General features: G+C 57.3%; 14 protein-coding genes and 1 pseudogene. 13 read left to right on the top strand and 2 right to left on the bottom strand.

The annotated features are described in order from the left end of the window. Nucleotides 1-135: 135 nt before the first annotated feature. A complete protein-coding gene (fixJ, locus tag ACD578_RS19170; RefSeq protein WP_404287582.1) occupies nucleotides 136-756 on the bottom strand; it encodes a response regulator FixJ in 621 nt (206 codons plus the stop codon). Next, complete coding sequence (locus ACD578_RS19165) at nucleotides 722-3,469, bottom strand: PAS domain S-box protein (RefSeq protein ID WP_404287580.1); 2,748 nt, start codon at nucleotides 3,467-3,469, stop codon at nucleotides 722-724. The genes fixJ and ACD578_RS19165 overlap by 35 nt, the downstream gene beginning before the upstream one ends. 393 nt (nucleotides 3,470-3,862) lie before the next feature. On the opposite strand from ACD578_RS19165, the gene flgB reads away from it, so the two are divergent. The 13 genes and pseudogenes from flgB (at nucleotide 3,863) to ACD578_RS19100 (ending at nucleotide 13,569) form a co-directional block, all read left to right on the top strand. Further along, nucleotides 3,863-4,249, top strand: a complete 387-nt coding sequence (gene flgB, locus ACD578_RS19160) for a flagellar basal body rod protein FlgB (protein WP_404287578.1) — start codon at nucleotides 3,863-3,865, stop codon at nucleotides 4,247-4,249. Continuing rightward, on the top strand, nucleotides 4,249-4,665 hold the full coding sequence (gene flgC / locus ACD578_RS19155; protein WP_404287576.1) for a flagellar basal body rod protein FlgC: 417 nt from the start codon (nucleotides 4,249-4,251) through the stop codon (nucleotides 4,663-4,665). Before flgB ends, flgC begins: the two co-directional genes overlap by 1 nt. A 1-nt stretch (nucleotide 4,666) precedes the next feature. Continuing rightward, complete coding sequence (locus ACD578_RS19150) at nucleotides 4,667-4,996, top strand: flagellar hook-basal body complex protein FliE (RefSeq protein ID WP_404287574.1); 330 nt, start codon at nucleotides 4,667-4,669, stop codon at nucleotides 4,994-4,996. Nucleotides 4,997-5,006: 10 nt separating this feature from the next. Next, a complete protein-coding gene (gene flgG / locus ACD578_RS19145) occupies nucleotides 5,007-5,795 on the top strand; it encodes a flagellar basal-body rod protein FlgG (RefSeq protein WP_404287572.1) in 789 nt (262 codons plus the stop codon). A gap of 24 nt (nucleotides 5,796-5,819) precedes the next feature. Next, nucleotides 5,820-6,284, top strand: coding sequence for a flagellar basal body P-ring formation chaperone FlgA (gene flgA / locus ACD578_RS19140; RefSeq protein WP_404287570.1), 465 nt, complete (start codon nucleotides 5,820-5,822; stop codon nucleotides 6,282-6,284). Continuing rightward, nucleotides 6,284-7,380: pseudogene (gene flgI / locus ACD578_RS19135) on the top strand (flagellar basal body P-ring protein FlgI). The gene flgA and the pseudogene flgI overlap by 1 nt, the downstream one beginning before the upstream one ends. Beyond that, nucleotides 7,377-7,889: a MotE family protein gene (locus ACD578_RS19130; RefSeq protein ID WP_404287568.1), complete on the top strand. Its 513-nt coding sequence runs from the start codon at nucleotides 7,377-7,379 to the stop codon at nucleotides 7,887-7,889. The pseudogene flgI and the gene ACD578_RS19130 overlap by 4 nt, the downstream one beginning before the upstream one ends. After that, complete coding sequence (flgH, locus tag ACD578_RS19125; RefSeq protein ID WP_404287566.1) at nucleotides 7,886-8,584, top strand: flagellar basal body L-ring protein FlgH; 699 nt, start codon at nucleotides 7,886-7,888, stop codon at nucleotides 8,582-8,584. The genes ACD578_RS19130 and flgH overlap by 4 nt, the downstream gene beginning before the upstream one ends. Before the next feature lie 24 nt (nucleotides 8,585-8,608). Continuing rightward, nucleotides 8,609-9,118 (top strand): flagellar basal body-associated FliL family protein, encoded by a 510-nt coding sequence (locus ACD578_RS19120; RefSeq protein WP_404287564.1) that lies wholly within the window; start codon nucleotides 8,609-8,611, stop codon nucleotides 9,116-9,118. Nucleotides 9,119-9,190: 72 nt separating this feature from the next. Then, the gene (fliP, locus tag ACD578_RS19115) at nucleotides 9,191-9,928 is read left to right on the top strand and encodes a flagellar type III secretion system pore protein FliP (RefSeq protein WP_404287562.1); all 738 of its coding nucleotides are present in this window, start codon (nucleotides 9,191-9,193) and stop codon (nucleotides 9,926-9,928) included. 120 nt (nucleotides 9,929-10,048) lie between these two features. Continuing rightward, nucleotides 10,049-11,686 carry a flagellar basal-body MS-ring/collar protein FliF gene (gene fliF / locus ACD578_RS19110; RefSeq protein ID WP_404287560.1) on the top strand — a complete coding sequence of 546 codons (1,638 nt, stop codon included), beginning with the start codon at nucleotides 10,049-10,051 and terminating at the stop codon, nucleotides 11,684-11,686. Further along, complete coding sequence (locus ACD578_RS19105) at nucleotides 11,686-12,330, top strand: hypothetical protein (protein WP_404287558.1); 645 nt, start codon at nucleotides 11,686-11,688, stop codon at nucleotides 12,328-12,330. Before fliF ends, ACD578_RS19105 begins: the two co-directional genes overlap by 1 nt. Before the next feature lie 6 nt (nucleotides 12,331-12,336). Beyond that, nucleotides 12,337-13,569, top strand: coding sequence for a MotB family protein (locus ACD578_RS19100; RefSeq protein WP_404287556.1), 1,233 nt, complete (start codon nucleotides 12,337-12,339; stop codon nucleotides 13,567-13,569). The last annotated feature ends 4 nt before the right edge of the window (nucleotides 13,570-13,573 follow it).

Here is a 13,573-nt window from a genome sequence, read left to right as displayed (position 1 = left end):
GAGTGCTTGGAGTTCTATCAGTTCAGTCTCTAACTGCAGTACAGCTATTGATGAGAGCGGCCTATTCTCTGAACTGAAACTTGAACTGTGAGTTGGTGCCGCCTCGATTTTGGGCATCGATTCCGGCCTACTCGCTTAGCTTCCGGTCGCGACCTCAAGAAACAAAGCCATGCGGATCAGTTCGGATAAGCTTTTCGCTTCCATCTTTGACATCACATTAGAACGATGGATCTCCACCGTGCGGATGCTGATGTTCAGCTCGTGGGCGATCATCTTATTGGCTTTTCCGGCGACGAGGCCATCGAGCACTTGACGCTCCCGTTGAGATAGCGACTGCAGCCGCGCTTGGGTCCGAAGAAGTTCTTGGTTCTTGCGGACGCTTTTCTCGTCGCATACCAAGGCGAAGCGCACCACTTCCAGAAACCGATCTTCCCTGAAGGGCTTTTCGAGGAAATCGATAGCTCCCGCTTTCATGGCTTCCACGGCGAGAGGAATGTCGGCATGGCCTGTCATGACGACAACCGGAACATTAAGCCCACGACCGTGAAGACGGCGAATGAACTCTAAGCCATCGATCCCAGGCATGCGCACGTCCGTAACGATACAACATCCACCAGGGTCTTTGACCTCATCGAGAAATGCTTTTGCGGACTCGTAGACGCGAACGTTCAGGCCAGCCGATACCAGCAGAAACGAAAGAGCCTTCCGCACTCCAACGTCATCATCCACCACATACACGATCGGCGTGTTCGACACTGGCCATGTCCTCCTTATCGACAGTTCTAAGCGTGAAATGGAAGGTTGTTCCCTCCCCGGGGATCGATTCTGCCCAGATCTTGCCGCCATGAGATTCCACGATCGTTCGGCTAATCGAGAGGCCGACCCCCATGCCACTCTGTTTCGTGGTCGTAAACGGCTTGAACAGGTTCTTCAAGACCTCCGGCGGGATCCCCGATCCGGTGTCCTGCACGCTTATCTGAACGAGAGAGTCAGACTGTATGGCTCTGGCCCTGATCATCAGTTCACGCAGGCTCACGTCCTGCATTGCCTCGATGGCATTGCGGATGAGATTGAGCAGAACCTGCTGGATCTGAACGCGGTTCACGAAGACCAACGGGTTTTCCGATGGAAAGTCAAACTCGACCTTTACTTCTTTCTCTTTGGCGCCAACCAAAGCCAAGGCGCTGGCCTCCTCGACAAGTCGCTGAAGCCCTTCGATCTGGTGCTCGCTGCCTCCACGAGCCACGAATTCGCGCAACTGCCGGATGACCTCGCCGGCACGCAAGGCCTCTTCGGCCGCCTCGTTCACCGCATGCCGGACGAGGGCAACCTTCTCGCCCTCTATGTCGCTCAGGATCATTCCGCAGCCTTTGAGATAACTGGTGATCGCGGTCAGAGGCTGGTTGATTTCATGGGCCAGGGTCGATCCCATCTCGCCCAAGGCCGTGAAGCGGGACATGTAGGCGAGTTCGGATTGCAACTCCTGCATCCGCGTTTCGGTCCTCTGGCGCTCGGTCAGGTCGCGAATGAAGGCCGTGAAGAAGCGTTGCCCATCGGATTCCATCTCGCCAACCTGAACCTCCATGGGAAAGGTCGAGCCGTCCTTGCGTTGGGCAACAGCCACACGACCGCTTCCGATGATGCGGCGCTCCCCCGTCTGGCGGTAACGGCGGATATTGCCGTCATGCTGCTCCCTATAGGGGAGGGGCATCAGAAACTTGACATTTGTCCCGATGACTTCCTCTGGATGATATCCAAACATATGCACGGCCGTGGCACTGAAGGAGCGAATAATGCCGCTCTCATCCGCGACAATCATGGCATCCGGGACGGTCTCAAGAATGGACCTGAGGTGAGCCTCTCTCGTGCGCAGCCGCTCTTCGCTGGAGCGTAGGGCATTTTCTGCGAGCTTTCGTTCCGTAATGTCCTGGATCGTTCCGATCTTGCGAATGGGCCGACCACTTTCATCGACCATGGTGCGGCCAATCGCCGTAACCCATCGCTCGCCGCCAGTGTCCGCACGAATGACCCGGAACGTACCGCTATAGGTTAAGCTGGCACTAGGTTCATCCGCATAGAATGTCTTTTCCATATGCTCGCGGTCGTCGGGATGGACACAGCCGAGGACGATCTCTCGGGTGATGCCGACATCCGGTGCCAGGCCCAGGATCTGGCGGGCTTCTGGCATCCATTGACGACGACCGGTCACGAGGTCCTGATCCCAGATCCCCAGAGCCGTCGTTTCAATGGCCAAGCGCAGGCGTTCCTCGCTGCTGCGCAGTTTCATTTCCGCTAATCGCTGGTCATGAATGTCGGTGATCGTGCCCACCCATTCCACGACAGATCCATATTCGTTCAGAAGGGGAACGGCTCTCGTCAGCACCCAGCGATACTTCCCGTCCGAGTGCCGAACACGATACTCAAAAATGCACGGCTCGTCCGAGGTCCGAACAGCCTGCCACTGGGTGAACAGCTTGTCGCGGTCATCCGGATGAGCGGCTTCCAGGAACCCGTAACCTGTGTATTCCCCTTTGGCCTGACCGCTGAACGCCTCCCACCCCCAGACCTTCGTGATCGAGCCGTCCGTCGTCGCGCGCCAGACAATGGCGGCGCTCGCTTCGATCAGAGCGCGATACTGCTCTTCGCTCTGACGCAGCCGCTCGGCCGCTGACTTCTGCTCGTGAATATCAGCGACCGTGCCAACCCATTCCTGCACCACGCCATCGGGATCCCGAAGGGGAACCGCTCTCGTCAGGACCCAGCGGTACTCGCCGTTGGACTTGCGGATGCGATATTCACTTGTGCCGGGCTCTTCGGATGCAAGCGTCTCCAGCCAAGTCGACGTTGCCCGTTCACGATCATCGGGGTGGACATTCTCCAGCCAAGCATAATCTTTGAGATCGCTCAGGACTTGACTATCCGGGCTTCCCCAGCCCGATGCGCCATCAATGATCGAGCCATCTGGCGAGGCGCGCCAGACCACAGCCGCGCTCGCCTCGATCAGAGCTCTGTACCGTTCCTCCTGGGTTTTCAGCGCGGCTTCTGCAGCCATGAAGCCGCTGACATCGCGGGATGTCAGAACAAAGCTGCATATATCTTCGGATCCATCTTCCACGACATCGATCGTCACTCTGCACAAGAGATGGACACCTTCCTTGGTCGTGCAGCGAGCCTGATCTCCATAATGGCCCAGATTCCTGGCAACTCTCAAATCCTGAACGGATTTATTTCTGCTCAGATCATCCGATGGATAAAGGAGCGAGAAGTGACGACCCAGAACTTCATCTGCTTCCCAGCCGTAGATGTGTTCCGCGCCCCGGTTCCACGATACAATGTTTCCATTGAGGTCGAGCGTGATCAATGCAAAGTCGCGGATTGAGTTGAGAACACGGCCGGCATCGGCGACCTGGCGAGCATCTCGACCTGATCGCACATTGAATCTGTCGTTTAACGCAGAAGTATGAGTCATTACCCCCCAACCCATGTGCTGCGTTGCATGCAGGATCTAAGCTTAATGGCGGAGAATCGCCTTGAACAACAATATTGATATGCCCGTTCGGCAATAAAAGTCACTGTTGCGATTGCATGAACGTCATGAAGCCAGCAATCGAAAAATCGACTGAACCGGGAGCAATATTGTCGCGTCGAGGACGCGAAGCATCGAAATTGTTACTATACGACATTTCATGATGTTTATAATGTCGATGCTGCATTGTTTCGGGGAGTAATCGGGAGGTGGCCCGATTCTGCAGGCCGCTCCTTAGGTCCAAAAACCCGAATGCCCTGTGATCGGCAGTCAGGTCAGCCTCGTGCAAGGTTGGAGGGTTAAACGCCTCTTTACCATATTCGCCTGGAGATTCCTGTGACGGCACCTGTCTATCTGTTCGATTTGGCATCGCGACAGGCTCAGTGGCTAGCCGCTCGCCAAACGACGATTTCCGGAAACGTCGCCAACGCCAACACCCCCGGCTATCGGGCCAGGGATGTCGAGCCTTTCGCCGACGTTCTGGACAAAACCAAGCTGATCATGGCTGCGACGAATGACAGTCATATCGGCTTCGCGCCGTCGAGAGCCGAGGCGAGCAAGGTCAAAAAAGCGGATAGTTGGGATACGGTGTATTCCAAGAATACCGTCAGCCTTGAACAGGAACTCATCAAGTCCGGTGAAGTCAACCGGCAGCATTCCTTGAACACAAGCATCGTCAAGTCATTCCACCGGATGCTGATGTCGAGCGTGAGGACTTCGTAATGATCGATCCCTTAGTTGCATCCAGCAAGCTGTCGAGTTCCGGTCTGGAGGCACAATCAGCCCGCCTCCGGGTCATTTCGGAGAACGTCGCGAATGCGCAATCGACGGGCCGCACGCCCGGTTCCGATCCTTATACTCGCAAGACGATCACCTTCAAATCCGAGCTCGACCGCACGCTTGGCGCGGCCTCGGTCACCGTCAAGGACGTTGGGCAGGACGAGTCCGCTTATCCAGTCGAATACGATCCTGGCAATCCGGCCGCGGATGAGAACGGCATGGTCAAGAAGCCGAACGTGAACATGTTGATCGAGATGGCAGACATGCGGGAAGCCAATCGATCCTATCAGGCGAACCTGCAGATGATGAAGCAGGCCAGAGCCATGATCTCTGCAACAATCGATCTCATGAGAGGCTGATATGATCAGCGCAGTTTCCTCAATCTCATCAATGATTGATCGCCCTGCGGCGGTCACAGCGACTCCTGCCTTCGGCGCTTCACCGGTTGCAGGAGCTGTGTCCGGCGCGTCCCAGACGAGCTTCACCGACATGATGGCCCAAGTGGCCACGTCGGCGGTTGATACCATGAAGGCGGGCGAGGCCGCGTCGATCGCCGGAATCCAAGGGAAAGCCTCTGTGCAGCAGGTCGTCGAGGCGGTGATGTCCGCGGAGCAGACGCTTCAGACGGCTATCGCGATCCGTGACAAGGTGGTTGCGGCTTATCAAGAAATTGCTCGGATGGCGATTTAAGGAGATTGAAATGAGAGCGCTCGCGATCGCTGCTACAGGCATGAATGCACAGCAGCTTAACGTCGAAGTTATTGCAAACAATATCTCGAACGTGAATACCACTGCCTTCAAGGGAGCACGGGCCGAGTTCACGGACCTTCTTTACCAAACCGAGCGGTCCCAGGCCATTCCCAATCAGGCAGGCTCGAGCCCGGTTCCGGAGGGCGCCATGCTGGGCCTCGGCGTGCGTACGGCGGCAATCCGGAATCTGCATCGTCAGGGGTCTCTGACGAATACATCGAATCAGTTCGATCTTGCCTTGAACGGTCGCGGCTGGTTCCAGGTCAATGCTCCCAGCGGCGAGATCGTCTATACCCGCGCGGGCTCCTTCAACAAGAATGGCGACGGGCAACTCGTCACCCTCGACGGCTACACGCTCAATCCGCCGATCATCATTCCGGCGAACACGGTCGATGTCACGATCAACGAATCAGGTGAAGTGTTCGCCAAGGTCGACGGACAGGCTCAACCCCAAAATCTGGGGCAGCTGACGCTCGCGAACTTCGCAAACGACGCCGGCCTGGAGCCGATCGGCAGCAACTACTATCGCGAGACACTGGCGTCCGGTGCGCCGGCCGCGGGCATTCCGTCTGACCCAGGCTTCGGCAAGATTCACCAGGGTTATCTTGAGGCCTCCAACGTCGATCCGATCAAGGAGATCACAAATCTGATTTCCGCGCAGCGCGCCTTCGAGATGAATTCAAAGGTGATCCAGGCTGCCGACGATATGGCCGGAACAGTTTCCAAGGGCATCCGATAAGATCGAAAGCCGGGTGATGGTCTCATGAAGCATTTCTTTCATATTGCTCTCACGGCAAGCGCCATGGCCCTGGCGGTCTCCCAGGTTGCCTCGGCCGAAGAGCGCATTCTCCCGGTTCCCTCGGTCACCATTTATCCCGGCGACACGATCAACGAGTCGATGCTCAAGGATCGAGCGTTTCCGGAAAACTATCGCTACCGGACGGCCGTCATCGAGTCTCCTCGGGTTCTTGCCGGCAAGATGGCGCGTCGGACCCTCCTGCCAGGAGAGCCGATTCCGATGAACGCTGTCGATGATCCGAAACTCGTAACACGCGGCGCTCAGACCCAGATCATGTTTGAGGAAGGAGGGCTATCGATCATGGGGGTCGGTATCCCGCTGCAGTCCGGCACTCTGGGCGAAACCATCCAGGTCAAGAACGTCGATAGCGGCCGAATCATTACCGGCCGGGTTCAGCCCGATGGCCGGGTTCGGATCGGATTTCAGTAATGTTTCGCACGATCCTTTTCCTTTTCGCCGTTCTTGTCTCTTTCCAGAGCCATGCTGCGACACGCATCAAGGATGTGGCGGCCGTTCAAGGTGTGCGCGACAACCAGCTCATCGGCTACGGCCTTGTCATGGGCTTGCAGGGAACGGGCGACACGCTTCGCAACTCTCAGTTTACCGAGCAGTCCCTTCAGTCAATGTTGGACCGCATGGGGGTCAACGTCCGCGACATCAATCTGCGGACCCGCAACGTCGCGGCTGTCATCGTCACCGCTGACCTTCCTCCCTTTGTCGGCGCGGGATCGCGCATCGATGTGACGGTCACATCCATGGGTGATGCAACCTCTCTGAAGGGGGCACTTTGATGCTCACCGCCCTGCAGGGTGGCGATGGGCAGGTCTATGCAGTCGGGCAGGGCGCCATCGTCGTTTCAGGCTTCTCTGCACAAGGTCAGGCCGAGACGCTGACCTCAGGTGTCGCCACCGCAGGGCGCATTCCGAACGGCGCTCTGATCGAGCGGGAAGTTCAGGGGGGCTTCAATACTGTCGGACCTTTGGCATTCGAGCTCAAGAATCCTGACTATAAGACTGCCACGCTGATCACCGATGCGATCAATCAGTACTCCCAGCAACGGTATGGGGTCCGCGTCGCATCTCCGCGCGATTACCGCACGGTCGTCTTGCAGAAGCCGAAGAATGTCGCGGCGACCCGCTTCATTGCCGAACTGGGCGACCTCGAAATCAGGCCGGACACGCCGGCCCGGATCGTGGTGGATCAACGGACCGGAACGGTAGTGATTGGAAAGAACGTCCAGATCTCGACGGTGGCAATCACACACGGAGCTCTGACGATCCGAGTGACCGAAACTCCTGAAGTGTCTCAGCCTGATCCATTTTCCATGGGACAGACCGTCGTGGTGCCGCGCACTCAGATCACGGCTGCGGAGGATAGGGTGCCGCTTGCGATTGTCCGGGGAGCGGATCTGCAGACGCTCGTCAAGGGGCTCAACCAGATGGGTCTTAAGCCGTCCGATGTGATTGCTATTCTTCAGGCGGTGAAAACGGCCGGCGCCCTTCAAGCAGAACTGGTGATCCAATGACCAAATCCACGATCGTCAAAGCTCTCCTGCCGATGGCGCTCGCCGGCGTGCTTCTCGGGACAACTGCACACCAGACTGTCCTAGCGCAGGATGTCAAAGCGGACATCAAGAACAACCAGTACTGCGCCAATATTGCCGATGCGGCATCTGATGCGCGCTTTGCTCTTCAGAAGCAGGCTCTCGCCGATATGGAAAAGGAAATCGAGGGTCGCCTCAAGGTCCTTGAAGCCAAGCGCGCCGAGTATGAGGAATGGCTGCGCCGCCGGAATGAGATCCTGGAGAAGGCGGACGAGACCATCGTCCTGATCTATTCGCGCATGCGCCCGGATGCCGCTGCATTGCAGCTGACCAATATGGACGAAGAGATAGCGGCGGCCGTCATCGCCAAGCTCAACCCACGAGTGGCGAGCGCTGTCCTGAATGAAATGGAGCCGGGGCGCGCCGCTCAGCTGGCGAATGTCATCACCGATGCCCCCAGGCGAGACAAGAACACCGTGAGGCAGAATTGAAACGTCTTCTCCTGATTGTTGGCCTGTGCTTCCTCGGCGGTTGTGCGACGAGACCTGAGGATCTTGGGCGCGAGCCGGGAATGACCCCCGTCGGGTCGGGCATCGCCGTCGAAAGGGAGCCCCTTCCTCACCTGTTCAAAGCCAGCGGCCGGACTGCGGCAAACTCCACGTGGAGCAATGCCAGCGCCGATCTCTTTACGAGTCCGCGGGCAAGGCAGGTCGGCGACATCGTCACGGTCAACATCCAGATCGACGATAAGGCCGAATTCGACAATGCAAGCGACAGATCGAGGCAGTCTTCGATCAGTGCCGGGCTGGATTATGCGTTTTCGTTCAAGGGATGGAACGCTGACGGCACCGGAGATATCGGTGTCGATTCGTCATCGTCATCGACCGGACAGGGAACGATCGATCGATCGGAAAAACTGCGCCTTTCCGTTGCGGCAATCGTCAATGAGGTCCTTCCGAACGGGAATGTCGTGATCAGCGGATCGCAGGAAGTGCGCGTGAATTTCGAAGTCCGCGTCCTGAACATTGCCGGAATCGTGCGGCCAAGGGACATCTCGCCGAAGAACACGATCGGCTACGACAAGATTGCGGAGGCTCGCGTGTCCTATGGTGGTCGCGGGCGCCTGATGGAGGTCCAGCAGCCTGCCTATGGACAACAGATCTACGACGTTGTGGCACCTTTCTAGTCAGATCATTGGGACGAGAGAAGAATGGCCAAGACCTTAGAACTTCCAGCGCCTTCCGGAACCGTTCCAAGCAAGGAGGGATCGCTCCGATGGCTCCTGACGCTCGGCCTCCTGACCCTCCTGTCCGCTGCCATCGGCGGTGGGTTTGGCTTGGTCATGGTGTCCGGGATCGAGAAGCAGGTCGAGGAAAAGTACAAGGCTTTGCCGCAGAAGGCTGAGGTCTCCAGCCCTTATACGGGCAGCATTACGCTCAAAAAGCTCGCTCCTGTCGTGACCAATCTGGCAGGCTCGGAAAGCGATTGGGTCAGGCTCGAGGCGTCCATCGTTTATAAGCCGGGTGACGAGCAAAATCCCGACGTATTGGTATCCGAGACGAGGCAGGACATCTTATCCTATATTCGCACCATGTCATTGGCGCAGATTCAAGGCCCGAGCGGCCTCCTTCACCTGCGGGAGGATCTCAACGAGCGCGCAAGACTGCGCTCAAAGGGAGCGATCCAAGAGCTGGTGCTTGAAACCCTGATTGTTCAGTAGGATGCAGTCTTTGTTGCATTCGCAATTCGTTTGGTGAATGCCTCTCTACTTTCCTGAAAGACATAGTGACCAATGCCTCTACGTTTTATATTCACCAGTGCATTCTTTTTAGCGGCAACGAGTGCTCACGCTCAGATTGCCGGCCTCGAGTCTCTCATTCCCGCAGGCGATGGTGCGGTCAGTGGCCGGATCATTCAGCTTGTCGTCCTTCTGACTGTTCTGTCCCTGGCTCCTGGCATGCTAATCATGGTGACCAGCTTCACCCGGTTCGTCGTCGCCTTCTCGTTCCTGCGCTCCGGTCTCGGCCTTCAGAGCACTCCTGCCAACCTTTTCCTGATCAGCCTGTCCTTGTTCATGACCTTCTTCGTCATGGGTCCGACCTTCGACCGCGCCTGGAATGACGGGGTCAGGCCGCTGACGGAGAATCGCATTTCCGAGGCAGAGGCGTTCACCAGGACAACGGAGCCTTTCCGCGACTTCATGCTGACCCATGTCCGGCCCAAGGATCTCCAGATGTTCAGCGATCTGGCCGCGGTCAACTACCCCAAGCCCAATGAGGGCGAGAAGATCGACCTTCGGATCCTGATTCCGGCCTTCATGATCTCCGAACTAAGGCGGGGATTCGAGATCGGCTTTCTGATCGCATTGCCGTTCCTCGTCATCGATATGATTGTGGCAACCCTGGTGATGTCCATGGGCATGATGATGATGCCCCCGACCGTCCTGGCGCTACCGTTCAAGATCCTGTTTTTTGTCCTCATCGATGGATGGAACATTCTCGTGAGTGGCTTGGTGAGATCGTATTTCTGAGCGCCCTCCATTCTACTGCATCGCACAAAATTTGGACGCCAGCGGAGAAGCAGCAACCTTCGCACAAGGTTGACGACGCACAAGTGATCTCGACACCTCTTACCCGTACCGAGATTCTCTATGCCTGGTCGTCAACACGCCGAAAGACTGTGGAGTAGTTTAATGCTGCTGGGCGCCCGCCGTCTGGCTGCCTTGGCCGCGATCGGTCTTGCTGTTTTTCTGTCCGTCGGTATCGGTGCCTATTACCTCAGCCGGCCCGCGCAAGAGACACTCTATACGGGGCTTGACCGTGAGGATGTCGGGCGTATGGGAGTAGTCTTGAAGGATGCAGGCATTCCTTTCGATGTGAGCGCCGACGGAACGGCCCTCCTCGTCAGCTATGGCAATACGGCCCAGGCGCGGATGCTTCTGGCCGAGAAGGGACTGCCGCACAGCACGAAATCCGGTTACGAGCTCTTCAACGACCTCGGCTCACTCGGTCTCACATCCTTCATGCAGGAGGTCACCAAAGTACGGGCTCTTGAGGGCGAGCTTGCCCGCACGATCCAGGGTATGAAGGGCATCAAGGCTGCACGCGTTCACATCGTTCTGCCGGATCGCGGTTCATTCCGCCGCGAGCAGCAGCCGCCTTCCGCCTCCGTCGTCATCCGCACCGCCCCCTCCGATGACACATCGTCCGCGCAGGCCATCAGGCATCTCGTCGCGGCAGCTATTCCGGGGATGGCGGTTGAGAAGGTCACCGTCATGAACACGGATGGCACGCTTCTTATGTCCGGCGATGATGCTTCCAATGCCTCGACCGGTAAGATGGCTAAGCTCGAGAAGACCGTTGGTCTTGAAATCCAGGACAATGTGCGCCGCACGCTCGCACCGTATCTCGGAACCGGCAATTTCGAAATCAGCGTGGCTGCCCGCCTCAGCACGGATAAGGTCAGCACCAACGAAACGATCTTCAACCCAGAATCGAAGGTCGAGCGCTCGACGCGTACGATTAAGGAAACCGAGGTTTCGCAGAACAAGAGCGGTCAGAAGCCGACTACTGTTCAGCAGAACCTGCCCGATGAAAGCGTCCGGGCCGATTCGAGCGACAGCGCGAGCGAGGACAACCAGCGACGCGAAGAGCTGACGAACTACGAGATTTCGTCCAAGACGGTTCAGACGATCAGTGATGGCTATCAGATCAAGAATCTCTCCGTTGCCGTTCTAGTGAACAAGTCCCGCATCACATCGCTTCTCGGCGAGAATGCAACGCCGGCCGAGATGGATGCTAAGGTCGCAGAGATCGAGCAGCTTGTATCGTCCGCAACGGGCTTCAGCAAGTCCCGTGGCGATCAGATCAAGGTTGCCGCCGTCAGCTTCGTCGACGATGGCGGAATGCTTCAGCCTGTGTCGGGTCCGTCACTGACTGAAATCCTCATGCGTCAGTTTGGAACGGTCATAAACGCCCTGACGATCCTTGCTCTGTGCGCCATGATGATCTGGTTCGGGTTGCGCCCCGCTGTTCGAATGCTCATGGCCCGTCACCAGGCTGAGCTCGAGCTCCAGCGTGAGCAAGCGGCAGCGCTGGCTGCGGCCGAAGCTGAGGAAGCTCTTGAAGCCAGCAAGGAAACCGCTTTGCAGGTTACTTCCGAAGCGAATGAACAGAACTTGATCGAGATGCCGCGTACTCCGCAACGGAAACTGGAGCAGATCATCGAACTCAGTGAGGAGCAGGCCGCCGCCGTTCTGAAACAATGGCTCGGACGGGAGGCCGCCTAATGGCAGGGACGATAGCCAGCCTTTTGGCGGACTTCTCAAGTCCAATCGCTCGCGAGTCTTCGGGAATCGGTCTTTTGCGCGCCGCAAAGGTTACGCCCGAGACGGATCCGGAGCCGCAGCAGCCTGTCGTCGACCGCCATGCGGAATTCATTAAGTCGGTAGAAGCAAGAGTCCGGGCTGAGGAAAGAGAGATCGCGCGCAAAGAGTTTGAGGATGCCATTGCGGCTGAGAAGGTCCGCCATCTAGAGGATATGAATGATCAGCGTACGATCTGGGTTGAACAGCAGGCTCTTCAGATGTCAGCCCAGATCGCGACGGCGCTCGAGCGCATCGAAGCAAATCTCTCGGAGAGGATTGCAAATATCCTCAGGCCTTTTGTGTCGGAAGCTTTCCGTCAGCAAACTCTTGCTGAGTTCAAGGATGTTCTTGCGACGTTACTTTCCGGTCGTGACGCGAGTCTTTTGAAGATTTCTGGACCGAAAGATCTACTCACAGCCATGAAATCGCATCTTGGACATTATGAGAATTCAATCGAGTTTTTTTCGAGCGAACACGTTGAGATTCGTGTCGCGACGCAAGATACGCTTGTTCAAACGCAACTGAATTCCTGGTCGGTCCGCCTGGCCCAGGCGTTAGAAGGCTGATGGTTGATGGCGAATTCAGATAAGCAGGAGATCGTCATCGTCCGAAGAAACGACGATGGCGAGGATGTCGTCAAAGGAGGCGCATGGAAGATTGCTCATGCGGACTTCATGACGGCTATGATGGCATTCTTCCTCGTGATGTGGCTCATCGGCCTGACCGACGAAGAGACCCGAAGCGGCGTTGCCAATTACTTCAACCCAGTTCAGCTGGCCGAATCGACCCCAAACAAGAAGGGGCTCGACGACCCTCAGAATGTTCCTCCCGACAATGAAACGGACAACACCAAGGACGGGAAGGAAAAGGGAAGCGGCGAGGGGACAGGGGGCAAGTCTCATCAACTCCAGAAGCCACGATTCAAGGAGGGTGCTCTCTTCCAGGATCCTTACGCGGTTCTCGCCAAGATCGCCGATGAGGTTGAAGCAAACCCTCACGATACGCTCGGCGCCGATGTCACGCCGGGCGAGAGCGACGTGCCTGGCCTCAAGGCAGGAGAGGCCTTCAGGGATCCATTCGATCCCCTGTATTGGCAGGTCGCGCCGGTCGAAGAACTGAAGACCGATACACCATCGAAGCCAGGAACGGCAGCGCCGGCTCCTTCGAAGGCTGTCATGGATGCGGTCGCAGCTTTGAGCCAGAAATCTCCGGCTGGCAGCAAGTCGGATCCAAAAGCCTCCGTCAAGGCGCGGACGCCTGACGAGAGCCAGGAGCAGCAGAATGGTACATCTTCTGATCCGGGGCGTCAGGCATCGAATATCGACCCGAACGCAGCGACGATGGCGGATCTGAAGGCGGCAGAGTTGAAGAGGGAAATCCTGAAAGCTGTTCAACCGGCGAAGGATCTCTCGCCGCAGCCGCATATTGAAGTTCGCCGGACCGGTGCTGGAACCCTGATCAGCCTGACGGATGATTTCGACTTCACGATGTTTGCCGTGGGCTCGGCCGAACCGCATGCAAAGGTTGTGCGCGCGATGGCGGAGATCGCAAAAGTTCTGCAGTTCCGCCCGGGTAAGATCGTCATCCGGGGACATACGGATGCTCGGCCTTTCAAATCGGCCAATTATGACAATTGGCGGCTGTCCCACGCGCGGGCTCAGATGGCGCTCTATATGCTCGTCCGTGGTGGGTTGAACGAGAGCAGAATCGTGCGGGTCGAGGGGCATGCAGATCGTGAGCCGAAGATCCCGAGCGATCCGAATGCGGATCAAAACCGCCGGGTTGAGATCCTTCTGCAGGAGTGATCAC

The organism is Microvirga sp. RSM25 (assembly GCF_044784385.1).
Taxonomy (GTDB): domain Bacteria; phylum Pseudomonadota; class Alphaproteobacteria; order Rhizobiales; family Beijerinckiaceae; genus Microvirga; species Microvirga tunisiensis.
The sequence above is the reverse complement of the archived record's forward strand: the minus strand, read 5'-3'. Positions and strand labels throughout refer to the sequence as shown.